Origin of the sequence: Blautia sp. OF03-15BH, from assembly GCF_003463065.1 — a bacterium.
Lineage (GTDB): Bacteria > Bacillota > Clostridia > Lachnospirales > Lachnospiraceae > Limivivens.
The window spans coordinates 1-25554 of sequence record NZ_QSCM01000005.1 but is presented as its reverse complement, the minus strand read 5'-3'; the positions used below and the strand labels follow the sequence as shown (position 1 = coordinate 25554).

The following is a 25554-nucleotide window of genomic DNA, read 5'->3' as shown; positions in this document are numbered from 1 at the left end:
GCTGTCACATGCTGTCAGTTATTATTTATTGGTGAGTTCATAGAACATATCGAAACCTTTCTGTTTCAGTTCCAGAAGTTCAGAAAGTCCCATGGAATCCATTTTTTCAAGATAAGCGTTCCAGTCTTCATCTGTGATACCATCTTTCACGATACCTGCTTTCGTCTGCTCTGCATAGTTTTTGAGGTCTGTCTCGATCTCTGCGATTCTTGTGATCTCCTCCTGGTCCATAAAGGCTGCCGGATAGTTGTAATCACTGGTGATTGCCGGAGAGTAGATGTTTTTTACCATCTCGTGACGCGCAGCATCAGAATCTACCATCTTGTCAACATAAACGCCATAGTAGTCAGCAAGAATTGCAAATACATCATAGAGGTTCTGGTCATTTCTGACTTTGCTGTCCTGTCCTTCCTCGGTCCATTTCAGCATGCCGTCTTCCATAGTAAATACGTTGGCATAATTTTCATCATCGTAAGTACCAAAGCAGTTCTGGATAGACATGGACGGTTCATAATACTGATCCAGATATGCCAGTGCGATTTCCGGTTTTTCGCAGGCTGCAGTTACAGCTGTTACACCCATATCAAAACTGTAGTAGTTCTGTCTCGGAACATTCACCGTTCCATCCGGTCCTGCCAGAGGCGGAAGCGGCTCATAATCGTCCGTATAATCTCCTGCCATTCCGATTGACCAGTCATAGAAAAGACCAACTCTTCCGGAAGCAACCTTTGCAGAATAGCTTGCTCCATCCTGAGAGAAGATTTCCGGATCTACCAGTCCTTCGCTGTACAGCTCATGGAGCCATTCCAGTCCTTCTCTCACATCATCCTGTACCAGAGTGTAATAAACCTCTTTGTCATTGCTTACCATATAATGATCCATATCATCGCCGCAGCCAAAAGAGCCTAAGGTAATGCCCGGATCCTGGTTTACCTGGTTGATACGGAAGGACATGGGAACCACTTCTCCGATTTCTACGGTAATGTTCTCCTTGAAAGCCTCAAGAACTGTTTTCAGTTCATCGGTAGTGGTCGGCATTTCCAGTCCCAGTTCGTCCAGCCAGCTCTTGTTGATGTAGGGGATTGCTCCGACTACGTTGTTGCTCTCCTTCGGGTCCGTGGAAGATTCATTGATGAACGGAAGAGTATAAATATGTCCGTCCGCAGAAGTAATAGCGGCTTTTACCTCCGGTCTCTTCTCCAGAACTGCTTTCAGGTTCGGCATATCCTCTTCAATGTAGTCCTCGATGGGAATAAAGACTCCTTTGCTTGCATAACTGAGAATGTCGTAAGGTTTGATATACATTTTTGTAATGACATCCGGCATGCCTTTCTTGGACAGGGCCAGTTTGTATTTCTCATCAAACTGATCAGACGGGATGGTCTGATAATCTACCTGCACATTGGTAGCTGCTTCCATTCTCTGAACCAGTGCTTTCTTGCTGAAATCCTGCTCGGAATCATTCTCGGCTCTTGTCATGATAGAAAAGCTGTAACTTTCTTCCAGCGGGAAGGTAATGCCGGATTCACTTGCGGATGCAACGGATCCCAGGCTGGCTGCCAGCATTGCTGCCATACACAGAGCGGTCATTTTTTTGTTTGCCATAACTTTTTCCTCCTTTTATATGAGATAAGTGCACTATGCACAGATCTTTCAACCTTTTACTGAACCGATCATAACACCTTTTTCAAAAGATTTTGCAAAGAACGGATACAGTACGATCAGCGGAACGCTGGATATTACGATAGTGGAATATTTCAGAAGATCTGCAAGTTTCGCCGTTTCTGCCAGTTTTTCCATATTGGCCACCAGGTTCGGATTGATCTGGTTCTGGACCAGGATAGAGCGGAGAACCAACTGCAAGGGCTGCAGGTTCTGATCATCCAGATAAATCATTGCATCAAAGTAAGAATTCCACATAGCCACGAACTGATACAGGCACAAAACTGCAATGATCGGTTTACATACCGGAATCAGGATCTTAAAGAAATACTGCACTTCTGTGGAACCGTCCATGGAAGCTGCCTCGTAAAGTTCAATGGGCACCGTCTTATAATAAGAACGGGCAAGGATCATATTCCAGACATTCAGTGCTCCTGGCAGAAGAATTGCCCATACCGTATTAACTAATCCCAGCTGATCCATCAGCAGGTACGTTGGCATCAGACCACCGCCGAAAAACATGGTGAATACGAAGATCGCATTGAAAAACTTCTTTCCCATGAAGTCATTCCGTGACATGGGATATGCCGTCAGCAGAGTCACCGTCACCGAAATAACCGTAAAAACGATGGAATAGAAAAAGGAATTCCGGAAGCCTCTCCATATATTCGGATCCTGAAAAACTCTTCGATAGCCTTCCAGCGTCCAGTTCTTCAAATTCAAGGAAACGCCAACGCTGTTCCGCACAGACGGATTCATGATCGAACAGAGCAGAATGTAAGCAACCGGTACAATAATCAGAACCGTCAGCAGGATCAGGAGCAGATTTCCGCCCCATGTAACAACTTTATCTTGTGTAATCGTACTTTTCTTTTTGTTATTCATTACGGCTCCTCCTATAATCCTTCACCCTCATTCAGTTTGGAGACAACATAGTTTACTGCCACCAAAAGAATCAGGTTGACAATGGAGTTGAACAGACCTACCGCAGTGGAATATCCGTAATCTCCCATCTCAAGACCAAGACGGTATACATAGGTAGGAATGATATCACTCGTGATCTTGTTCAGATCTGTCTGCATTGCATATACTTTTTCAAAACCGATACTCATGATATTTCCTGCGGATAAAATAAACTGGATCACAATAACAGGCTTCAATGCCGGCAGTTCTACATTTCTGATCTGCTGAATGATCGTCGCTCCGTCGATCTTTGCTGCTTCGATCAGATCCTGACTGACCCCGGCAAGCGTTGAAGTATAAATAATGGAAGACCAGCCGATCGTCTGCCAGATTCCACTTCCTATATACAGGCTTCTGAACCATTCGGATTCAGACATGAAATCAATACTTGTTCCAAAGATTGCATTGATCGGTCCCACCGGAGAAAAAAACAGGCGGATCATACCGGCAAGTACGATGGTTGAAATAAAATACGGAAGATAAAAAACCAATTGTGCATTTCTCTTGATCTTTGCACTTCTCACCCGGTTCAGAAGCAGAGCAAGAATGATCGGCGGGAAAAAGCTCCACAGAAGATTGTAGCCGCTCAGTTTCAGCGTATTGACCAGAAGCCTTAAAAACTCCGTAGATGAAAACAACCTTTTAAAGTTGTAAGCCCCGATCCATTTACTGTCAAAGTAGCCCAGAAACGGACTGTATTCCTCAAAAGCAATGATGATTCCAAGCATTGGAAGGTATTTAAAAATCAGTGTCAGTAAAAGTCCCGGCAATAAGAAAATGATATACAGCTGCCAGTTTTTTCGGAAATACTTACCAAACTGGTTCATATAAGCAGATACTGAACCCGTTTTCTCTTTTTTCCTCATATCCCTCTTCCTTTCTCTTTTCACTTGCCTGTAACTGTCCAGTACCCTCACGACGGCCTCTGGATAGCTACATTTGTTCATTCACAAGTTGCTGTTTGTTAAATTCATAATACTATTTTTCTTCATCTTGTCAATATACTTTTGTGTATTTTGTTTGTTTGTATAATTTTTGTTTGTTATTTTTAGTATTTTTTCTCTTCTTTTTTGTTTTTCAGCTTTATTATATTTACATTTGTAAACTTTTGTATTCTTGCTTTTTTACATTTTCCATGCTACAATATTTACAGGAACCCAAATGGTAACTGTTCGTTCTCTTCACAGTTATCTCAAATTTACTTTTCAAAAGGATAATCGTTATGGCAAAAGCAAAAATATTGGTTCAGGACATTGCCGATGCTTTGAATCTTTCCCGTACAACCGTTTCAAAAGTTCTGAATAACAGCGGATCTGTCTCTCCCCAGACTCGGGAACGGGTCCTCCATAAGGCTGCGGAATTAAATTATAAATGTTATTCCCTGATCCAACCGGTTCTGACAGAAAACCTGGATCTGGAAGAAGCCTTCACTGCCCAGTCCACAGATGCTCCGAAGGAAGAATCAGCCCCTTCCCAACAGTCACAGATTGCTGTCTTTTTCTCCAAGGGAATTGACAAGCAACATATCGGCTTCAATCTTCTCTCGGTTCTGGGACAGGAACTGAGCAGGAAAAATTACTCCATATCCATGTATTTCATCCAGGAAGCAGAATTTCAGTCTCTTCTGCTTCCTCCTACCTTCCATTTGGAACAGACAGCTTCCATCTTCTGCATTGAACTTCTGGATAAATCCTATTCCCAAATGCTCTGCTCCCTCGGAAAGCCCATTCTGTTTTTTGACGCCTACGCCGGTATTTTGGAAGACAGCCTCCCTGCTGATGTCCTGACTGCTGAAAGCCAGTTTCACCTGACCGGTCTTATCAAAAACCTGATCCAAAAATATCATCTGCAGAAAATAGGTTTTTTCGGCTCCTCCCTTCACTGTCTGAGTTTTTTCGAACGCTGGCTTGGTTTCCGCGCTGCCATTCTTTCCTGTGGTCTGGAGTATGATGAAACCTGCAGTATCATTGCAAATGATGACCTCTACTGGGATGACCGCTGGCTTCTGACACAGCTGAAACGGATGGATTCTCTTCCGGAGCTTTTCGTCTGTGCCAATGATTCCCTGGCGTGTCAGCTGATGCGGGTCCTTGCATCTCTGAATATCCACTGCCCGAGAGATATCCTGATCACCGGTTTTGACAATTGCCCCATCGCATCCACGAATCAGCCCGGCATTACCACTATTGACCCGCACAGTTCAGATCTTGCCTGGGAGGCAACTTCTCTGATCCTGTCCCGTCTGGAAGAACCGAAACAGCCCTATCGGAATATCCGTTTACAGTCTTCAGCGATCGAGCGTGATTCTACGCTCCGCCGCTGAGTGCTCCGCGCACTTGAAGCGGGGGAATGCTTATCTGCATTCAAAAAAGGAGCGGTACCGCAGATTTTTCTGTGATACCGCTCCTTATTATTTATTCCCGGTAACAGTTCAGAACATCAGCGAAATGAAAAATCAGACTATGCAAACTTGTTTGCAATAGGATGAATTTTTATTTCGGAATGGGTGGAACGGCGCTGAGTCCCAGTGGGACTCGTTTAGCGCGAACCGAAATGGAATGTAGACCCATTAGCCTCAGACAAAAGCTGCGAATGCAGCGAGAGCGCATGCAATGCGCGGGTCTGTGGCCTGTTGTTTTGAACGTCCTGAACAGTTACTATTCCCGTACACAGCAAGACAGGCTTCCATCCTGCTTACTGCACCATCATTTCCAGAAATTTAATACAGTTTTCCAGGTTCTTGCTGCTGGACATCACCACCGCATAGACCGGGCTGTAATAAACCATATTGTATTTCTCCCAGTTTGGACATTTCTCCAGATCCAGTCTGCCATCATCGGTCATATATTCCTCATATTTGGAATAATCGTCCCCCAGGATTTCCTTCCAGCTCAAAAAAGCTTCCTGCTGCTTGTATTTTTTATAAGTTTCTTCTCCGCAGAACATCATATCTGCTGTTCCGGCTCCCATGACTACCGTCATCTTGACTACTGCATTATAATCATCTCCGGAAAGAAGAGAGGTGTCCACATCCACCACTTCATGCTTGTCCCCGGTTCCTGCATAAGCCAGAAAATCATTCTGTAAAGCTTCCACCTGCTCGTCATGGTTATAGTTGGAATCCACCACTGCAATAGAGAGCAGAGACTTCAGCTGTGAATTCTGAAACATCTGCACACCAATGGAAATGATCACACAGGCAATGATGATCCCCGCAAACACACCCTTATAATATTCCCAGATATATGCGGCTTTCTGTTTGAAAGTCATGCTCTTCAGCTTTTTCAGCTCATTCTGTCTTTTTTCCTTCCGGGTCATATCTGATTCGTACCGCTTTTCCATACCATCCTCCTCGAAAACATATATGGTCATATTTTACTTTTCTTAGTTAAACAGATTTTAAACTTCCTGGGTTCGAATCTAAAAAAAGTGTGAATTTCTGTGATATTTTTGACCAGACTTCCTCTCTGTGGTAAGATACTGTTATTGTAACTATTCAGCCGCAGTGTTCCGTAATTCTCTTTTCAAGGAGGGCTCATGTTCCAGATCCTGATCGTTGACGATGATAAAAATTTAAAAAGAGGGCTCTCTCTTCTCCTTACAGATTCCGGCTACCGGACTTTTTTTGCTGATAATGTCAAAGAAGCGCTCCATACCCTCGAAAAATGCCGCATTGATCTGATGCTGCTGGAAGCGGCCCTTCCCGGCACGGATGGTCTCACCCTTACCAGACTCCTTCGGGACTGTAAAAATGACCTCCCCATCCTCATGCTCTCTTCCAGAAAACAACCTGCTGACATCAAAAAAGGCTTTCTCGCCGGTGTGGATGACTATGTTACCAAGCCTTTTGATCCCGAAGAACTCACCCTCCGGATCAAAGCCCTTCTCCGCCGTGCAAAAATCGTCTCCGAACACCAGCTTGCTATTGGAAACACCGTCTTGGATTACGACACCTTCTCCGTCACCACAAATGGACGGGAGCAGATCCTTCCACAGAAAGAATTCTGTCTGCTTTACAAGCTTCTCTCCTATCCAAATCAGGTGTTTACCCGCCTGCAGCTCATGGAAGACATCTGGGGGCCTGCTTCCGAGTCTACTCCGGCTACAGTCAGTGTTCATATCAACCGCCTTCGGAAGCGTTTCCAAAATGCAGAAGATTTTTCCATTGTTACCATCCGCGGTCTCGGCTACAAATCCCATATCCGGAAATCTACAAACTAAGACCTGCCACATTTTCATGTGACAGGCCTCTTGTACTCAATATACCTTGATTTCTTTGATAAATGCCTCATCTCTTGCCGCAGTCACCTGTACCTTCAGTTTGGAGATCGTCTCGTCAGAATCATTGATCAGCGGATTCTGGAGAGCGAAGGGATCCTGTACCTGGCAGATCTTTTTGTGCCCGATACAGGTACCCTGGTAAAGCGGGTACTGACTGCCGCTCTGGAACTCTGCAACGATGCGGAAGCTCTCAATTCTCTGTCCTTTTTCAATATCCTCCTTGAGAACCACATATTTGAGTTCTTTGACCGGACAGTCCAGCGTGATGGTGTAAACCGGCTGTGTCTTGGGCTCGTCTGCTTTTTTCTCGATCGTTGCCGGAAGCTCTTTTCCAAACTCCTTCCGGATCAGCTCGCCCAGCTCCTTCAGTCTTGCCACATCACGCTCATCGATCAGTCCCTCCGTAGTCGGCGGCAGGTTCAGATGCATACAGGAATTTGCTCCTACGCTGGTAAGGTATGTATGATACAGACGTTCCAGAGAATGCGGATCTTCATTTTTATGCCAGAACCAGCCCGGACGGATCGACATGTTGATTTCTGCCGGAGTATAGGTCAGACCCTTGGAATACAGAATATTCGGCATGGTTCCGAGCTCCTGCTCCGTATTGTAGAGATAAGAAAGGCTTCCCTCCTCTGCCATGGGACCCGGACCGGTTTGCACATCACTGTAGAAACAGAGCTCAGAGGGGATAACGGACCACTCCGCATGACGGGCAACACCTGCCTCATTTCCGCACCAGCGGATATCCGGTCCATAGTCATTGAAGATCACTGCATTCGGCTGATATTTGTGGATCAGCTCGATATATCTCGGAAAATCGTACACCTGCTTCTTTCCGTTCGGACCCTCGCCGCAGGCATTGTCAAACCATACATAGAAGATATCGCCATATCCGGTCAGAAGTTCCGTCAGCTGATTACAGAAATAATCGTTGTATTCCGGTGTTCCGTAATACTTGGAATTTCTGTCCCAGGGAGAAAGATAGAAACCAAATTTAATTCCACCCCGGCGGCAGGCCTCTGCTGCCTCTTTTACCACATCCCCTTGAAACGGGCTGTTTTTTACGGAATGCTCTGTGTATTTGGACGGCCACAGGCAGAAACCATCATGATGTTTTGCCGTCAGCACCATTCCCTTCATACCTGCTGCCTTGATGGCCTCCACCCACTGGTCACAGTTCAGTTTGGTGGGATTGAAAATGGATTCCGGCTCATTTCCCTGTCCCCATTCTCTGTCTGTAAATGTATTCGGACCGAAATGGATGAATGCATATGACTCCATTTCAAACCAGTCCAGCTGCTTCTTGGACGGCTTTACCTGCGCCGCCTCCTTTAAAAATTTCACCATGCTGTTTTCCTCCTTAAAACCCACAAAATAATATCACCCTTCAGGATCTGACTATCCATCAGCCCTTTACAGCACCTACCATAATACCTTTTACAAAATATTTCTGCATGAAGGGGTAAACCATGAAGATCGGCAGAGATGCCAGAACCGTGATCGTCATCCGAATTCCCTTTGGAGAAATAGAATTCGATACCAGCTGGCTCATTCCCGCTGCATTTGTCGTATTTTTAATCTGGTCTGCCAGCCTCTGCGCCTCATTAAGGTAATTATAAAGCAGATATTGAAGTGTAGTCAATGCCTCATTTCCTCTGGTATAAATGTGATTATCGAACCAGGAGTTCCACTGTCCGACTGCGACAAAAACAGCTACTGTTGCAATGATCGGCTTGGACAGCGGCAGGATCAGTTTTGTAAATACGGTCAGATATCCGGCACCATCCAGTCTTGCAGATTCTTCCAGCGAAGCCGGAAGCTGCTCCACGAAGGTCTTGATCAGAACGATGTTGTAAGCAGAAATCATCATAGGCAGAATGTATACCCAGAAATTGTTCAGAAGTCCATAAGACTTCATAACGATGTAGCTTGCAATCATACCGCCGCTGATGTACATGGTGAGGATCAGGAAACGGTACAGGAATTTACGGAAAGGCATTTCCTCTTTTGTAAAAAGATATCCCAAGAAAGAACAGGACAGCACGGAAGCCACGGTTCCTATGACTGTTCTTAATACTGATATCAGAACCGCATGGAAAAAACCGTTCAGTTCAAAAATATCTTTATAATTGGAAAGTGTAAAGCCTCTGGGCAAAAATACCGGTGGATTCACATCCACCTGGCTGCCCTCGCTGAAGGTATAAATGATGATATACCAGAACGGGTAAATGCAGACAAGTGTGATCAGAAACAACAGGGCATAGTCACACACCATAAAAACTTTCCGGGACGTTGAAGTCTGGATTTTATTTTTCTTTTTCATGCTATCCCTCCTAGATCACCGTATTACCACGGATCTTCTTTGCTACCATGTTTGCGATTACGACTAAGGCGACACTGACGATGGATTTCACAATACTGATGGCCACACCGTAGGAATAGTCCATGTTCTCCAGACCGATCCGGTATACATAGAGGTCAAGAACTTCGATAGCCGGAGCGGTAACAGCGTTTTTAAACAGCATATACTGTTCATATCCAGTATTCAGGAAGTTACCGACATTCAGGATAAACAGTACCACATAAGTCTCCATCATAGCAGGTACGGTAACGTGCCATGCACAGCGGAAATATCCGGCTCCATCCACCTTTGCGGCCTCATACTGCTGTTGGTCGATACCGGCGATGGCAGCCAGATAGATGATGGAGTTCCATCCCAGGGTCTTCCACTGGGCCAGGAACGTCTGGAACCAGTAAACGGAGCCTTTGGAGCTTAAAACAGACTGTGCCTGCTCTGCACCGGTGATCTTTGTAATCACGCTGGTCATAAGGCCGTCTGTGGAAAACAGAGAGAACGCCAGGGAGAAAATGATAACCCAGCTGATGAAGTTCGGAAGAGTGGTAAACGTCTGCACAAATTTTCTTACCGGTCCGCTCTTGATCTCATTCAGCAGAATGGCAAAGATCATCGGAAGCGGAGTCAGGATAATGCTGATTCCTGCAAAAATGAAAGTATTTTTCAGTGCCCGTATGACGTTGGCATCCTTTATGATCATCTTGAAGTAATCCAGCCCCATAAAGTCACACTCCAGGATCGGCACACCTGGAACATAGTCAAATACGGAATAAATCCATCCAAAAATAGGAACGTAGTTAAACAGCAGAACGATCACCATAAAAGGCAGTACCATAAATAATAATTTATACTGCTTTTTCGGTTTTCTCGCAGGAGCCACTGTGACGGTTTTTGATCTTGCCATCTGTTCCTCTCCTTTCTCTTTTCATACAGCAGGCGCTGCTGCAGGATTTCTACTCCATATACAGCAGCGCCTGAATAAATTTTTTATGTCTTATTTGGTCATTCCCTCAATGGTAGTTTTCGCTTCTGCCCATGCATTGCTCCACCATTCAACGGATTCCTCTGCCCCTGCATCCTTCAGCTGAGCGATAAGATCTGCTTTTGCAGCTTCAAACTCTTCATCAGAGGCAGCCTGTACCAGGCTCGGGATTGCACTCATTGTGATCTCTTCACAGTTGCTGTCGATACGAACGATGTTCTTCGGAGTAGTCGGAAGACCCATCTGGATTGCGTTGATACCAGTTCCAAGATCAATGCTTGTACCAGCCTCTACACGTTTTTTCAGAGTGTCACTCGGAATGTCGATTCCCAGAGTAGAACACATATCTTTCTCAGCGTAGGTCATGCTGTCGTCCAGCATATCCTCATCATACCAGAGGTCGATGAGACCGCCGTCAGAAGCTACATTATAGTAATCAAGACCACACATAGATGAAAGGTCACCCTCACCAATACCAGAAGCTTTCCACTCGTCCAGACGGCTTCCGTCTGTCTTCATAGCAACGGTATCAGCAGTCAGAGACGGTTTTCCGCTGTCATCAGTGGTCCATCTTCCCTCAACACCGGAGTCGATGTCTCTGGAGAACTCTTCGCTCTGCAGGTAGTCAAGAATCATGACTGCACGCTCAACGTTCTCGGAATGAGAGGATACGAAGAAGTATTTACCGAACCATCCGCCCAGATTCTTCTCGTTGCCCCATCCAAGGTAGGACGGAAGAGTCACATACTCTTTCAGAGTCTCAGGATCTGCTGTTCTCTGATTCTCATTGTAGGTTCCGTAGTACCAGTTCACGCTTCCGCCAAGGTACTGTCCTTTGTTGTATTTCTCTTTGAGATCCTCAGATTTGGTGATGAAGCAGTCCGGATCCAGAAGTCCTTCTCTGTACAGTTTGTTGTAGAATTTTATGCCAGACCAGAACGGAGTATCTCCTTCCACACCCTCGTCATAGAGGTCCGGTACCAGCTCGTTGGTGGTTACATTCTGTACATAGATACCACCTTCGAGGTTGATGTAACCCTCAGCCAGGCAGCCTTTGTAGAAGTAAGCGTGAAGATGGGAATCGTTGTAAGCGCTCATTGCATAAACGGGAAGTCCATCCTCCGTCTCCGGATAGATCTCTTTCATTTTCTTAAGAGCCTCGATGTAATCGTCATCGTTGTTGATTTCCGGGCAGCCGATCTCTTTGTAAAGATCCCAGCGAACGATGTAACCATTGTTCAGAACAGTTCCATAATTTGCTTCCGCACCGTCGAAGGTTACTCGCGGAGTCACGAAATACTGGACGTCATCACCGTTGCTCTTGTAAGTTTTCATAAGCTCATTGCGGAAGTTCATGTTGTCGGAGAAGATGTTTGGAGCGATGTCCTTGTAATCTTCCAGGTTCACTGCATGTTTTCCTTTTACGACACCCTCAATGTTGGCATCATTGACCTGAACGATATCTGTCGTGTTTCCGCCGGAAAGATCCAGATTCAGGCTCTCATTATCGTAAGTTTTCAGACTCAGGGTTACGTTGAATTTGTCCTCCAGTTTCTGAACAACCTCATTCGGCCACCCCTCTTTGGTGTCAGAAGAACCCATGTTGATACCGCCAATGGTAATCTCCACATGTTCAGACAGGTCGCTGTCTGTTGCTGCTTCGTCTGCTGCCGCACTGGTGCAAAGACCTGCTGCCATCGCAAGTGCACTTACCATAGCTACCACTTTCTTCATTTTCATAGTCTTCCTCCCTTTCATGATCGGGTCTTACGCCCGTCTGCTTTGTGATGGACTTATTTTATCGAAAAAATGACGGATTCGGAATGATTTTTCTTTCCAGTTACTTGTCATTTTTTATGTTCTTTTTATGATTCGATTATTTTTTAGACTTATTTTTAGATTTTTCTTATAGAAATCGAAAAATAAGTCAAGTGATTTTCGTGATTTTGTATATTTCAGATAATCATTTTGTATTTTCGCACCTTACCTTTCTTTGCCAAAATTTGTAACACACTCTCCGTTTTTTCAATAAAAAAAGAACAGTTGCATGCCTTCCGACACGCCTCTGTTCTCTTAAAAACAGATATACACCAATACCCCACGCTCCGGGCTGCTTTCCAGCCAGATATCGCCCTTTTCACCATACAGGAGATTCAGCCGTTTCCGGATATTGCAAAGACCAATACTCTCACCATCCGGCGTTCCTTCAGCGATCTTCCGGTTGACCTCTGCCACTTTTTCCGCTTCCAGAAAGGAGCCGGTATTCTGTACTTCAATGGCAAAGCGCTCCGTTTTCCGGATCCGGAGATAAATGTGCCGCGCCTCCGCGGAGCTGCTTCCGTGAACGAAACAATTCTCCATCACCGGCTGAATGATAAACCGCGGAAAATCCTCATCCTGGATTCCGTCATCACACTGTAAATGGTATTCCATCTCATTCCCGTAGCGGATCCGCATCATCTTGATATAATTTTCCAGAAAATCCAGTTCATCGCTGAGCTTCCAGGTAAAGCTCGGATTCCTTAAGATCGGCATGATGACCTTGCAAAGGATGACCAGCGAATCTGCCACCTTTGTATTGTTCGTCATCATCGCCATCCAGCGGATGGAATTTAAAGAATTATAGAGAAAATGCGGGTTGATCTGATACTGGAGTGCCAGAAGTTCTTCTCTGGCCTTCTCCTGCTCCGCTGTCTGAAGTCTGGAAATATAGCTTTTCAGCTTCTGGACAGTATGGTAAAATTCCTCGTTCAGGTGATCGAGTTCCGGCCAGCCTACTTTCTCGGGATTTTCAATATCCAGCTGCTCCTTTCCCACCATTTCCATCTGATCCATGAGGATCTGGATCGGCTTCGTATACTTCCTGTTCCATATCAGGCAGAAAAAAAGCACGGCCAGAGAAGCAATCCCACCAAGAAGGAAACCTGTTTTCTTAATCCCTCTGGCTTCCCGGAGATACTCATCCTTGGGAATCATATTGACCAGCTTCCAGTTATGATAGGAGAGATCGTATTCGATGTTCTGTTCTTCCTCTCTTGGACGGTAAACCGTTTCCAGATAATCAGGATCCGTGGAAGAAATGATCCTGCCATTCTCATCCACCAGAACTGCCCGGCTGCCATTGTAGGAAACCATGCCATAGCTCTGACTGACTTTTCTTTCATCCAGAGCCACACAGAGATAGCTGTCCCCCTCCGTTTCTTTCGCTTCACCAAGAGCCACAATACCCAGAAGAACCGGTCTGTTGACCATACAATAAAAAGTCTCCGTCTTTCCCACATCCAGACTTTCCCCTGATATCCAATTCACAAAAGGATAGCTTTCCTTGCACTTTTCCAGTACAGCACTTGTCTTTTCATCGATTTCCATGACGCCAGTACGGCTCTTTTTTTCCGTAGTGGAAACCACACTCCGGCCATTGCCGCTTAAAATGGCAAAGCCATAGATATTCGTGTCTGCGTACATCATCTGGTCAAATTTCTGGACGATCTCCTGAACTGCCACGGACTTCTCAACAGTGGTTTTATAGGTGTTCGCCGAATACTCCCAGGCCAGTTCGTTATTGACAAACTGGGAGAGATAATATTCTGCATTTTTCATCATTCCCTTTAACCCATTCTCTGTTTCCTGAAAGCTCATAAGGGAAGTTTTTTCATTGGCCGCTGTAAGCTTCTGTATCAGATACATATAGGATGTCCCGAAAAGGATCAGAATCACCAGCAGGACTCCACACAAAATCGACAGAAACCACTTTGTCTTCCAGTTCGGCCGCCATTTCACCCTGTTCAGCAGTTTCATCTGTTTTCCTGCCTCCATTTCACCGGAGACAGTCCGGTCGCCTTCTTAAAGAAGCGGCTGAAATATTCGAAATTGTGAAAGCCGTTTTTTTCCGCAATGACCGCAATCTTGAAATCACTGTTTTTGAGATCCTCCATCACTGCTTTCAGCCGTATCTCATTTAAATACTCCACATAATTTTTTCCGGTCTGCTTCTTAAAAAGATGGGAAAAATAGCTGGAACTGATCCCCAGTACAGAAGAAATATCCGTAAGGCTCAAGGATTCCTGATAATGCTCCTGCATATAACTGAACGCATCCACGATTATCTGATCGTACGATCCATTTTCTCCCGCCCCCGGCTGCTTTTCTTTCACCCGGAGATAGAAATCTTTCGGATCTTCCCCTTCCTTTCTCATTCCCTTCTGCACCCGGAAACGCACGCCCAGGAATTCTTCCACGGAATGATTCACCCGACTGATCATATCCTCCGGATTTTTCTGCATCTTTTCTGAAAAAACACAGAATTCTTTTTCTCCGGTCTTCACAATCAGTGCCTCATTCAGCTGACGCCGCACCAGGTCATAAACAAATTCCATGGCAAGCCCATTTATTTTTTCCTGATCCTCTTCCTTTAAAGAAAAGACCAGCAGATTTTCTATTTTTTTCTGATCGGGAATCCCTGTTTTCTGAGAACCACCCAGAAGATACTTTTCCAGCTCTTTTTCCGGGCTCCGTTTCTCCGGATCGGTCTTCTTACCCTCCCGACCGATTTTTTTCAAATATTCCGTGCTTTTTTTCAAGACTTCATTCACTTCATCCATCGTCATGCTTGCTTTCAGAATATAGCCGATGATCTTATATGGAATCATTCTCCGCAAAATTTCAAAATCATCCAGACAGGAAATTACAATGATCGCACATTCCTTGTCCTGCTGCCGGATCTTTTCAATGAGTTCACAACCGTCCATTCCTTCCATCCGGATATCCGTGATCACCACATCCGGCCGCACTTTCTGAAAAAGCTCATAGGCCTGCAGTCCATTGTCTGCCTGGGCCGCCAATTCCATGTCATAAGCCTTCCAGTCAATAGAATTCTGTAATCCCAGCCGCACCAGCAGTTCGTCCTCCGCAAACAGTACTTGATACATCTGATTCCCCCTCTTTCCGTTCTATTTTTACGCATTTTTTTCATTATAGCATTTTAAATATTTTAAGAAAAGAAAGTTTTTTATACAAAAAGAGAGCCCTGGTATCATCCTATACCACAGGCTCCCCTGATAATAACGTGAGTCAAGCGGATATTCGCAATCCGCTTCGCTACTTGCTCATAACCGAATGCTGCTTTGCAGCTTATCAGGAGTGGTGCAAGCCACTCCTGATACAAGCAAGTCCCCTGCTTATTGCTTTGCGCAATCGAAGCAGGGGACTTGCTTGATTCGGTTAAATATTCAACAGATCCGAAAATGTCTTCAGTTTATACTGCGGAAGATCAGATTTCACTGCATCCCCAATGGCTGCACTGTCCATTTCTCCGTTTTTGGCTGCCAGAAGGCCTGCCTCCGCATCTTCTACCACCAGGCACTCAGAAGCCGGAAGCTTCAGAAACTCTGCTGCCTTCAGAAATACTTCCGGATCCGGTTTGGAATGGGAAATATTATTTCCATCAGAAACTGCATCAAAGAAATCTCCCAGTCCCAGACGGTTCAGGATGAAACCGGCATTTTTACTGGAAGAGCCAATGGAAAGCAGAATGCCTCTGTTTCTGAGTTCTTCCAGTGTATCTTTTACTTCCGGACTCAGCTCTTCCGGTGTCATCTGTTTTAAGAGTTCTTTGTAAACTTCATTTTTTTCGGTTGCAAAAGCTTCCTTTTCCTGCTCCGTATAGGTCTTGTCTGCTCTTTCCAGAATGATATTCAGACTCTCCATACGGCTGACACCGCGAAGACGGTTATTGATCGTTTCATCAAAATAGATGCCCAACCGGTCTGCCAGCTTTTTCCATGCCTGATAATGATACTTGTCTGTATGACAGATGACTCCGTCCAGATCAAAAATAATCCCCTTATAGTTCATCTTTTATCTCCCGTCTGTTTTCTGTGTCTTGGTTGTTTTTGGTTCGATCACGGTTTTGTTTTCACCCAGTAAAATTTCAACTTTTTGTTCTCCGCAGTTTTCAACAGAAACCGAATCCTTTGTTGCTGTTACTTTAAGTGTCTGTCCCTGCCATACCAGCGGAAAAACAAGCCTGCTCCAGTTTTCCGGAAGCTTCGGTGCGATCCGAAGAGCACTGCCCTCCATCCGTACGCCGCCAAAGCCCATTACGGTGCTCTCCCAGATTCCACCGGTAGAAGCACTGTGGATTCCCTCATTGGAGGATTTCATCTCCGGTCCAAGGTCGATTGAAAGTGCGCCCTCATAGAGGTTATAAGCCATATCCTTGATTCCCAGGTCATTTGCAAGGATTGCATGTGTACACTTGCTCAGAGAAGAATCATGAAGGGTCTTGTTCTCATAGAAAATGAAGTTTTTCTTTCTGGTTTCTTCGTCAAACAGGGTATCCTGCAGAAACAGCAGCATTACCGTATCAGCCTGTTTAGAAACCATATACTGGTTCAGCTGTTCCATATTATAGTCATTATAAATGGTCATAACCTCACTGGACTCCTTGTATTTGGAAAGATCCATTTCCTTCAGACTCAGATAACTGTCATACTGAGGTACGATACCATCCTTGTTCGGCTCCGGCAGATACAGCTTGTCAATACATGCCTCAATCCTGTCTTTTATATGAGCCAGATTCAGCTTCTGATCCAGACGCTCATAGACTGCCGGTCTTTCCACCGGAAGCTCCTCTATAATTGCAAGAGCCTGTCTCATATTGTAAGCAGCCATGTAATTGGTGTAGGCATTGTTATCCACATGCTCCTTGTATTCGTCCGGTCCGATCACATCAAGGATCTCATAGCGGTCAAGTTTCTCATTGTACTGCACTCTGCTTGCCCAGAAAAGTGCCGTATCAAGGATGATCTCATATCCACAGCGATCCATATAATCCTGATCACCGGTTACCAGATAATACTGTTCCACCGCATAGGCAACGTCTGCAGAGATGTGATGCTCGATCAGACCGGTGAGAATTTTAGACACCTCTCCCGTTACTACATCAGCTCCCAGATACAACGGAGTTACCTCTCCGTCATCCACCCAGGCACATTCCCAGGGATACATAGCTCCTTCATAGCCATTTTCTTTCGCTTTCAGATGCGCTCCGTAAAGGTTCCGATAACGATATTCCAGAAGAGTCCTTGCTGTCTCCGGCTGTGTAAAGGTGAAATAAGGAAGAATAAACATTTCCGTATCCCAGAAAGAATGACCTTTATATCCTTCTCCTGTCAGAGCTTTTGCGCCGATTCCCACACGGTTATCATCATGTTTTACCATAATATTCAGATGATACAGTGCAAACCGGACAGCCAGCTGATCAAAATCATTTTTACTCTCAATGGTAATGTCGCTCTTTTCCCAGTATTTTTTCCATTCCTCTGTACTTTCTTTCAGCAGTCCTTCATAGCCTTTTTTCTCTGCTTCCTGAAGAACCTTCCGTCCATCCGCTTTCAGAACTTCTTCGATCTTGTCTGCATCTGTTTTTTCATAAGCCATATCTCTGGAAGAATGTACTACGGAATATTTTTCAAAATGAAGAGCTTCTCCGGCAGCCAGTTTTGCAGTATACCGATTATTCAGTGTTCTTCTTTCCATGACCGGAAGCACATCTGCCGGAACATTGATCTTGCAGGCTGCATGCTCAGCGATCCATACACCTGACTGTGTTGTCTTTGACAGATACTGTATTTCACGGCCATCGTAAATTCTTCTCTTCAGATCTTCGAAATGCTGTGCTCCACTGTTTGTCACACTGCCGTCAACACCTGTCTCAATACTGACAGTAGCTTCACGGTCAATCGTCAGATCTACGCTGGCAGCCATCACATGCTCGTCTGCCAAAGAAACCATTCTTCGGAATTTTGCGTTTACTGTGATCCCGCTCTGGTTTATCCAGGAAAATTCACGGATGGTTTCTCCGTTTTTCAGGTTCATAACCCGGCTGTAGGAAAGCAGTTTCCCCTGGGAAAGGTTCAGGGCATAGCCATCGATTACGACTTTCATTCCTGTCATATCCGGAACATTCGGAAGCTCTGTCACTTCCTCTTCCGAAGCTTTATTAAAAGTACCTGTCACAAACATGTCTTTTTTCGTACCGGTATAAGCTTCCTCCAGGGCATTTCTCACGCCAAGATAGCCATTTCCCTGTGCGAAAAGTGCTTCACATTTTCCAAGATAGCGCTCATCAAATGCAGACTCTGACACCAGCCAGTTTTTATTTTCTCCACATCCTGCATCGTATTTCATAATTCCCATCATTTAAAACCTCCAATTATTCTGTCATCCTTTTACGCCGGAAGCTGCAACTGATGCCTGTACCTGTTCCTGTGCACATGCATACAGGATAATACCAGGAAGAACCACCACTGTAAGGGCTGCAAACAGCTTTGTGTAATCGTAAGAAAAAGCTTCTGTAAAGAACTGTAAAGCCAGGGGGAGTGTCCGGTTTGCATCAGAGGATGTCAAAAGGGACGCATAAAAATATTCATTCCAGTTATTTAGGAACATCAGGATTCCTGCTGTCGCAAGTCCGCTTTTTGCCAAAGGAAGATTGATTTTCCAGAAAATGTCAAAAAAGTTTGCTCCTTCCAGAGAAGCCGCCTCATCCAGGGATTTCGGAATCGACATAAAAGTAGATTTCAGGATGAACATGGACATTGCCAGACCGAAGGAAAGGTAAACCAGCGCCACACCCCAGATATTGTCATAAAGATTTAATTTCATGACCAGTGAAAACAACGGCTGTGCCTTTGACTGTCCCGGTACCAGAAGTGTGATGGTAAACAGGGCAAAAATCAGATTTTTCCCCGGGAATTTGAATTTTGCAATCACGTAGCCGCCCATCGCAAAAATGATCAGGGATGCTGCTGTTGCTGTTATACAGATAATTGCAGAGTTAAAAAAGTACTGGACAAAATTATATTTTTCAAAAATATATGCAAATGCATCAAAACTGATATGAGTCGGCAGGGAGAACGGACTGGAAAGAATCTGCGCGTTCGTCTTAAATGCTGACATGATTACCCAGATAATCGGGAAAATGGATATGATAATTGTAAAAATCATAACCGCATAGACAAAAATTTTGATACCTATTTTTTTCGCCTTATCCATAACAATATGCCCCCCTTTAATAAACACTCTCATTCATCCGGAACGCTTTGTTGATCACCGCAAGAGTGATAAGTCCCAGGATAAACATGATAACACCGTTTGCATTCGCATATCCGTACTTCATATCCTGAATGGATTTTACAAGGATGATCGGAAGGCTCATGGTATCGTCTCCAGGTCCGCCTGCAGTTGTCAGTGCAATCTGCTCGTACATGGCTACACGGGCGGTAATGGAACAGATCATGCCGGTTCCGATAGCATTACGGCAAAGAGGAAGCTGGATTCTGGTGATCACCTGCCAGCCCGTTGCTCCATCTACTTTGGCTGCCTCTGTCAATTCTTCCGGAACTGCCATCAGGTCGTTTAAAACAATCAGAGTAACGATAACCGCATAGAACAGCCATGTGATCGTCACTGCCCAGAAAGCATAAGGAGAACTAAAGAACCATTGCACATGAAAGTCGGGATTAAACTTACGGATGATATTGTTCAGGATACCCATATCATCATTGAAGATAAATTTATAAATCATAGCCCAGGCAGCTGCGGAAATAACATTCGGCACCATAAAGACTGCTCTCGTAAATTTCCATCCCTTTGGTTTCTGATAAAGAATAAACGCAACAAGCACACCAAAGCCAACATGCAAGGTTGCTGCAATGATCGACCATAAAATGATATTCCGAAGTGAAATCTGAAAAGCTTCATTCTGAAACATCGTAATGTAGTTTTTGAATCCAATGAAAACCGGTTTATTAAAGCCGTCCCATTTTGTCAATGACGTATAAAACACTGTAATAATCGGCTGAAGATAAAAAATAAGGAAAATAAGAATTGACGGAAGCAGGAAAAGATAGATCCATTTATAATTTTTTTGTTCCAGTTTACTTACTGCCACTTTTTTTGACTTTTTCAAAATTTCGCACTCCTCTCCAACAGACTGCTTTGATCACAGACGCATATGTATAAAAAGGGCTGCCACAAAATGATTTCCTGCATTTCAGGCAGCCACTTTTTATTATTTAGTACACTTCTCTGTTACTGTTTTGCTTCTTCTGCCTTTTTGGTCAGCTCCTGGCAGAATTCTTCCGGAGTCAGAGTACCATCAGCCAGTTTCGGAAGCAGTTTACCAAACTCTGTATCAGCTACAGAAGCCGGGAAGATATCACCAAGAGTTGCCACATACTTCGTATTCTCGTCCATGCTCTCGGAGAGTTCGCTTAAGATTCTGTTCTCTTTCAGTTTATTCTTAAAATCATCTGTATAAGTCAGCTTCGGAGCAGTTCCACCTTCAGCCAGGAGCAGAGCTTCGATCTCTTCCTGAGAATCACGGAAGGCCAGGAAAGCTTCTGCTGCTTCTTTTTCTTCATCCGTTGCATTGTTGGAAACCCAGAACTCACCATAGTTTCTCTCATTTGTAAGGGCGATATTTCCCGGATAAATGGTTGCTTTTACATCATCACCGCTAAAGTCGTTGCTCCATTTATCACTGGAACTTGCATCAAACTCCGTAGACATCCAGGAACCGTTACAAATGATGGAAGCATTCTTGCTCATGAATGCATTGGCAGCATCCGCGTAAGCAGCTCCGATGGTGTTGGAGGATGCGTTGTTCTCAAGCAGGGTCTGCAGTTTTGCAACGCCGTTTACAAAGGGCTCTGCTGTGTAGTCATACAGTTTTTCATCTGTATTGTTGTTCAGAAGATCAGCTCCACCCTCTTCATTTCCAATGAGTGCTGCCAGCAGCAGTGCGGAAGTCCAGCCATTCTCTGCTGTCTGGAACGCGATCTTATTGTCGCCCAGGCTTTCCATGAACTCATCCATGCTCATATCTTTGATATCTTTATCGGAAGTATACATGCTGCTGTTGTAGAAAAGACCTACCGGTTTGATAACGGACAGCGGTTTGCAGATCAGTTTTCCGTCTACTGTACAGAAGTCAACAGATCCGTCTACCCAGTTGGCAGCGACATCCGGATTTTCTTTTGCAAAATCACTCAGATCGTAAGCCATATCGTTGGCCAGGATTACCTGTTTGAACCACTGGGTATCAATTCCGCCTGAACCCGGAGCATGTACCAGCACCGGCAGCTTGTTCTGCTGAGCCAGCTGTTTGATCTTATCTGCATAAGATGCCTGCGGAACTTCTTCAACGGTGATTTTGTATTTTCCTTCATACTTTTCATTGAAACGCTCAACTTCGGGAAGGAAAAATTTAGCGCCTACATTCTCACCGGCAAGGTAAGTCGGGAATTTGATCTCAACCACATCATCTGCCTTTGCCAGAGTTCCATTGCTGACTACCAGACCTAATGTCATAGCAGCTGCCATTGTCAATGCCATACTTCTCTTTGCTTTCATGTCTTTTACCTCCTGATAAATATCATGTATAATATTGCAAAAACGTTTTTGGTATGATGCATTTAAAAAGCAGTTTTTCTACTGCTGATTAAATATCGTTTAAAATTTTTTTACAGATTCCCGCTCCATAATTTTATATGGAACGTAAAGAACAGGATCCACTGCTTCACCCTGAACCATTTCATACAGCATTTTCATTCCTATATAGCCTTTACCAGAAATATTCTGATCAATGGTTGTGATTCCCGGATGGATATAATTCAAAACTCCCAGTCCATCATAGCCTGTCACAGAAAAATCATCCGGAATGGTATAGCCGCATTCCTGTATTGCCCTGGTAGTACCAATTGCCATCATGTCACTCATACAGATAAATGCTGTTGCTCCATTTTTTCCATTTTTCTGAATGTACTGTTTTACAGCCTCATAGGAATCCTGCTGCGTAAACTCTCCAAAAAGGACAGTGATATTTTTTTCCGATACCCCGTGTTTTTCTGCTGCTCTCTGAAATGCGGCATACCGCTGATGTGTAACCTGTGCATTCTGAGTACCTTTCAGAATTGCGATTCTACGATGCCCTCTTTCAATCACATAACTGGTAATGTCTTCAAATGCGCCCTTTTCATCGGTAGCAATGGTTTTTCCATTTTCACCTTCAAATACCACATCAATGCCCACACAGGGGATTTTTGATTTTCCCACCTCTTTCATGTAAGGATCGTCAGTTTTCAATCCCAGAACCAGCACTCCTGAAATACTATAACAGTCACAGAAATCTTCAAAAGACATCTCCTGCTGCATCTGGGAATCAATCCCATATAAAGCTGCTGTAATTCCCATTCCATTCAGATAGCTGTATGCACCGCTTAACACATTTCCTGTTATCGCACCGCCAAGCTTATCTTCCAGGATCATACCTGAATCAATGATTGCAATATTTTTCTGTTTCTTCGATGATAGATTCTTTGCACTTTGATTCGGCTGATATCCAAGAGCTTTTGCAGTCTTTTGGATTTTTTGCTGAGTTTCTTTATTCACATCGCTATATCCGTTCAGAGCTCTCGATACGGTACTTACTGATACACCTGTTGCCTTCGCCACATCTCTAATTGATACTGCCATATGAACTCCAATCTCCAAAAACGTTTTTGTTTCTTGTACTCACAATCTAGCACCTCTTTCTTTTTTTGTCAATTCCTTTTTGTACTTATATTTCCATTTCTGATATTTTTAACATATTTTATATCTATAAATTGTGCATTTTGTCTATATTATTTTCTGTAAAAATAGCGGATCGCCGATATAAACCTGCGCATCCGCCATAAATGCTGCATTTACAGCCTTCCCGGCAAAAGTATGCGTCATGCCTGCATGAACAAACACTTTTGACGGGAATTTTTTACCTTCTCCCATACCTGTCTTTTATGGAATCCCGATTGACGATTGTTGCTTTTAAACGGACCCTTGCCGGGAAATCTGAGTAGTCTCCGTGGATCCTTTTTTCCAGGATATCACAGGCCGCTTTCATCATTTCCTTTAAGGGCTGTCTTACTGCCGTCAGTCCGGGACGCACAATGGAACACAACTCCATATCATCAAAAGCCGCCAGTGACAAATCATCCGGAACCCGGATCTTCATCTGGTTCACCGCCGCCAGAGCCCCCACGCTCATATGATAGTTTGTTATGAAAACTGCGGTAGGCGGATCCGGAAGCTGCCAGATCTTATGAATTCCCTCATACCCGGAAGCATAATCGTAATTTTCTTCGATCAGATATTCTTTTCTCAATGGAATCTCATAATCTTCCATAACACGCAGATACCCATTCAGACGTTCCTTTGCCGTTGTAGATCATGAACGCAGTCGTTTCAACCAGTGCTAACCAAGTCTTCCGTGAATCAGCTCTCCACGCATTCGCAGCGTAACTGAAAAAGGATATTTTCTTTCTCTCATGCATAGAATAAAGCAAAACGCTATATGGAGTTTTCATGATACATAAAAGCAAAATTTTCTCTTTCTTCCGCACATGTTCTCTGAAAAAAACACTTCAGATCTCCGGAATCCTCGCTTCCGCATTTCTCATAGGATCGCTTGCATCCCGGTTCACGGATCATTTTTTTCCTGCATCCTCTCAGTCTGTCACCGGACAGGAGATTCATTTTGGTACCGCCACCCCGCGCACTGAGATAAAAAGTTCTGCCGAATCCATCCAAAAGACAGCTTCGGATCTCCTTGCTCCTTCCGCTGTTGAAACTGCTTCTCCCGGTTTCTCCATTGCAGACTCGGATCCCGCCCTCCTTGACACGCTCCTTCTGCCCAGTTCCAACTGGGGACTAAGTTTTCCAGAGGAAGGACAGCGGCCAACCGGAAATGCCTCGATAGAAGAATTGAGTGCCTGCAATGCTCACTATGTTTCCAACACCGATGAAAAAATTATTTTTCTCACTTTTGATGCCGGTTACGAAAATGGCAACACGCCAGCCATTCTGGAAGCTTTGAAAAAACATCATGCTCCGGCAACCTTTTTCGTTGTCGGAAATTTTCTTTCTTCAAATCCGGAACTGGTAAAACAAATGCTTACGGAAGGTCATACGGTCGGCAACCATACCTGGTCTCATCCGAATATGTCCAAAATCTCCACTCGTGAAGCTTTTTCGAAAGAATTGAGCCAAGTGGAGGATCTTTACAGAGAAATCACAGGTCAGGAAATGGCGCCTTATTACCGGCCTCCACAAGGCATCTACAGCCAGTCCAATTTACAAATGGCGAAAGATCTCGGCTATGAGACCTTTTTCTGGAGCCTTGCTTACGTGGATTGGTATCAGGATAATCAGCCCACAAAAGAACAGGCTTTTGACAAACTTCTGAAACGGATCCATCCCGGTGCCATTGTTCTTCTTCACAGCACATCCTCCACGAATGCTCAAATCCTTGATGAACTTCTAACTCGCTGGGAAGAAATGGGCTATACCTTCAAACCGCTTTCTGAAGTTGTCTCCTGACTCCTAGCACCAACCGAAACAGCGCAGACCTGTGACCTGTTGTTATGAACATCCTGAACAGTTACAAACAAAGATGATTTAGATTTCTGGTACAAAAAAAACAGAGATCTGTATCTCTACAGGTCTCTGTCATAAAAGTGAGGCATCGGGGATTCGAACCCCGGACAACTTGATTAAAAGTCAAGTGCTCTACCGACTGAGCTAATACCCCAAGGAAAAATGCCCAGAACCGGAATCGAACCAGTGACACGAGGATTTTCAGTCCTCTGCTCTACCAACTGAGCTATCTGGGCATTGAGTTGCGGGAGTAGGATTTGAACCTACAACCTTCGGGTTATGAGCCCGACGAGCTTCCGGGTTGCTCCATCCCGCGATATTATTTTTGTTTCAACAACTTTTGTTGAAAATGGGCGGAGGTGGATTCGAACCACCGAAGCAATTTGCAGCAGATTTACAGTCTGTCCCCTTTGGCCACTCGGGAATCCGCCCATAAGAACTATTTAATTATAACACATTTCTTTTGGAAATGCAAGCCGATGATCGGACTCGAACCGATAACCTGCTGATTACAAATCAGCTGCTCTGCCAATTGAGCCACATCGGCATAAGTGAAATCATTTAGGCTTTATATGGGGCCTATAGGGCTCGAACCTATGACCCTCTGCTTGTAAGGCAGATGCTCTCCCAGCTGAGCTAAGACCCCATATTTATTTCATTCTTTCGAATGAAACGACCCAGACGGGACTCGAACCCGTGACCTCCGCCGTGACAGGGCGGCGCTCTAACCAACTGAGCCACTGGGCCATCCAACCTTTCGGTTGAAGGCTTATGTACCTTCAAAACCACACACAGAAATTTATTTTTTCCATCCGAATCTTTCCTACCC

At 44.6% G+C, this 25554-nt stretch carries 20 protein-coding genes, 7 tRNA genes and 1 pseudogene; 3 read left to right on the top strand and 25 right to left on the bottom strand.

Annotation, left to right across the window (positions count from 1 at the left end):
- Window positions 1–21: 21 nt before the first annotated feature.
- The 3 genes from DXA57_RS07140 to DXA57_RS07130 are packed head-to-tail and all read right to left on the bottom strand — an operon-like array spanning window position 22 to window position 3491.
- Complete coding sequence (locus tag DXA57_RS07140; RefSeq protein WP_117766046.1) at window positions 22–1605, bottom strand: extracellular solute-binding protein; 1584 nt, start codon at window positions 1603–1605, stop codon at window positions 22–24.
- Between the two features lie 48 nt (window positions 1606–1653).
- On the bottom strand, window positions 1654–2547 hold the full coding sequence (locus DXA57_RS07135) for a carbohydrate ABC transporter permease (RefSeq protein ID WP_117766044.1): 894 nt from the start codon (window positions 2545–2547) through the stop codon (window positions 1654–1656).
- 11 nt (window positions 2548–2558) lie between these two features.
- Window positions 2559–3491, bottom strand: coding sequence for an ABC transporter permease (locus DXA57_RS07130; RefSeq protein WP_117766041.1), 933 nt, complete (start codon window positions 3489–3491; stop codon window positions 2559–2561).
- Window positions 3492–3847: 356 nt separating this feature from the next.
- Here DXA57_RS07130 and DXA57_RS07125 point away from each other — a divergent pair, with 356 nt between their 5' ends.
- Entirely contained in the window at window positions 3848–4948 is a 1101-nt protein-coding gene (locus DXA57_RS07125; protein ID WP_117766039.1) for a LacI family DNA-binding transcriptional regulator, read from the top strand.
- 371 nt (window positions 4949–5319) lie between these two features.
- Here DXA57_RS07125 and DXA57_RS07120 read toward each other — a convergent pair whose 3' ends face one another.
- Window positions 5320–5967, bottom strand: coding sequence for a hypothetical protein (locus DXA57_RS07120; protein ID WP_147345665.1), 648 nt, complete (start codon window positions 5965–5967; stop codon window positions 5320–5322).
- A gap of 195 nt (window positions 5968–6162) precedes the next feature.
- On the opposite strand from DXA57_RS07120, the gene DXA57_RS07115 reads away from it, so the two are divergent.
- The gene (locus DXA57_RS07115; RefSeq protein WP_117766035.1) at window positions 6163–6846 is read left to right on the top strand and encodes a response regulator transcription factor; all 684 of its coding nucleotides are present in this window, start codon (window positions 6163–6165) and stop codon (window positions 6844–6846) included.
- A 36-nt stretch (window positions 6847–6882) separates the two neighbouring features.
- Here DXA57_RS07115 and DXA57_RS07110 read toward each other — a convergent pair whose 3' ends face one another.
- From DXA57_RS07110 to DXA57_RS07050, 14 genes and pseudogenes are all read right to left on the bottom strand, one after another.
- Window positions 6883–8256: an alpha-L-fucosidase gene (locus DXA57_RS07110; protein WP_117766033.1), complete on the bottom strand. Its 1374-nt coding sequence runs from the start codon at window positions 8254–8256 to the stop codon at window positions 6883–6885.
- A gap of 58 nt (window positions 8257–8314) precedes the next feature.
- The gene (locus tag DXA57_RS07105) at window positions 8315–9232 is read right to left on the bottom strand and encodes a carbohydrate ABC transporter permease (protein ID WP_117766031.1); all 918 of its coding nucleotides are present in this window, start codon (window positions 9230–9232) and stop codon (window positions 8315–8317) included.
- A gap of 10 nt (window positions 9233–9242) precedes the next feature.
- A complete protein-coding gene (locus tag DXA57_RS07100) occupies window positions 9243–10169 on the bottom strand; it encodes an ABC transporter permease (protein ID WP_117766029.1) in 927 nt (308 codons plus the stop codon).
- A 90-nt stretch (window positions 10170–10259) separates the two neighbouring features.
- Window positions 10260–11987 (bottom strand): hypothetical protein, encoded by a 1728-nt coding sequence (locus DXA57_RS07095; protein ID WP_117766027.1) that lies wholly within the window; start codon window positions 11985–11987, stop codon window positions 10260–10262.
- Between the two features lie 333 nt (window positions 11988–12320).
- Window positions 12321–14045: a cache domain-containing sensor histidine kinase gene (locus tag DXA57_RS07090; protein ID WP_158571256.1), complete on the bottom strand. Its 1725-nt coding sequence runs from the start codon at window positions 14043–14045 to the stop codon at window positions 12321–12323.
- Entirely contained in the window at window positions 14042–15175 is a 1134-nt protein-coding gene (locus tag DXA57_RS07085) for a response regulator transcription factor (RefSeq protein WP_117766023.1), read from the bottom strand. Before DXA57_RS07085 ends, DXA57_RS07090 begins: the two co-directional genes overlap by 4 nt.
- A 292-nt stretch (window positions 15176–15467) precedes the next feature.
- Window positions 15468–16100: a beta-phosphoglucomutase gene (gene pgmB / locus DXA57_RS07080; RefSeq protein ID WP_117766021.1), complete on the bottom strand. Its 633-nt coding sequence runs from the start codon at window positions 16098–16100 to the stop codon at window positions 15468–15470.
- Window positions 16101–16103: 3 nt separating this feature from the next.
- Window positions 16104–18449, bottom strand: a complete 2346-nt coding sequence (locus DXA57_RS07075; RefSeq protein WP_243005734.1) for a glycoside hydrolase family 65 protein — start codon at window positions 18447–18449, stop codon at window positions 16104–16106.
- Between the two features lie 21 nt (window positions 18450–18470).
- Window positions 18471–19304 (bottom strand): carbohydrate ABC transporter permease, encoded by an 834-nt coding sequence (locus DXA57_RS07070; protein ID WP_117766019.1) that lies wholly within the window; start codon window positions 19302–19304, stop codon window positions 18471–18473.
- 16 nt (window positions 19305–19320) lie between these two features.
- On the bottom strand, window positions 19321–20220 hold the full coding sequence (locus DXA57_RS07065) for a carbohydrate ABC transporter permease (protein ID WP_117766017.1): 900 nt from the start codon (window positions 20218–20220) through the stop codon (window positions 19321–19323).
- A 122-nt stretch (window positions 20221–20342) separates the two neighbouring features.
- A complete protein-coding gene (locus DXA57_RS07060) occupies window positions 20343–21665 on the bottom strand; it encodes an ABC transporter substrate-binding protein (RefSeq protein ID WP_117766015.1) in 1323 nt (440 codons plus the stop codon).
- A 99-nt stretch (window positions 21666–21764) separates the two neighbouring features.
- Window positions 21765–22787 carry a LacI family DNA-binding transcriptional regulator gene (locus tag DXA57_RS07055; RefSeq protein ID WP_117766013.1) on the bottom strand — a complete coding sequence of 341 codons (1023 nt, stop codon included), beginning with the start codon at window positions 22785–22787 and terminating at the stop codon, window positions 21765–21767.
- Window positions 22788–22931: 144 nt separating this feature from the next.
- On the bottom strand, window positions 22932–23078 hold the full coding sequence (locus tag DXA57_RS17180) for a hypothetical protein (RefSeq protein ID WP_158571255.1): 147 nt from the start codon (window positions 23076–23078) through the stop codon (window positions 22932–22934).
- Window positions 23065–23499: pseudogene (locus DXA57_RS07050) on the bottom strand (substrate-binding domain-containing protein); the annotation flags it as partial. The gene DXA57_RS17180 and the pseudogene DXA57_RS07050, both read right to left, overlap by 14 nt.
- A 155-nt stretch (window positions 23500–23654) precedes the next feature.
- On the opposite strand from DXA57_RS07050, the gene DXA57_RS07045 reads away from it, so the two are divergent.
- Entirely contained in the window at window positions 23655–24668 is a 1014-nt protein-coding gene (locus DXA57_RS07045) for a delta-lactam-biosynthetic de-N-acetylase (RefSeq protein WP_117766011.1), read from the top strand.
- 138 nt (window positions 24669–24806) lie between these two features.
- Here DXA57_RS07045 and DXA57_RS07040 read toward each other — a convergent pair.
- From DXA57_RS07040 to DXA57_RS07010, 7 genes are all read right to left on the bottom strand, one after another.
- Window positions 24807–24879, bottom strand: a tRNA-Lys gene (locus tag DXA57_RS07040).
- A gap of 9 nt (window positions 24880–24888) precedes the next feature.
- Window positions 24889–24961, bottom strand: a tRNA-Phe gene (locus tag DXA57_RS07035).
- A 6-nt stretch (window positions 24962–24967) separates the two neighbouring features.
- Window positions 24968–25041: transfer RNA gene (locus DXA57_RS07030), tRNA-Met, on the bottom strand.
- Between the two features lie 34 nt (window positions 25042–25075).
- Window positions 25076–25157 (bottom strand) — tRNA-Tyr (locus DXA57_RS07025).
- Window positions 25158–25199: 42 nt separating this feature from the next.
- Window positions 25200–25272, bottom strand: a tRNA-Thr gene (locus DXA57_RS07020).
- Window positions 25273–25298: 26 nt separating this feature from the next.
- Window positions 25299–25371, bottom strand: a tRNA-Val gene (locus DXA57_RS07015).
- A 27-nt stretch (window positions 25372–25398) separates the two neighbouring features.
- Window positions 25399–25472 (bottom strand) — tRNA-Asp (locus DXA57_RS07010).
- Window positions 25473–25554: the final 82 nt, after the last annotated feature.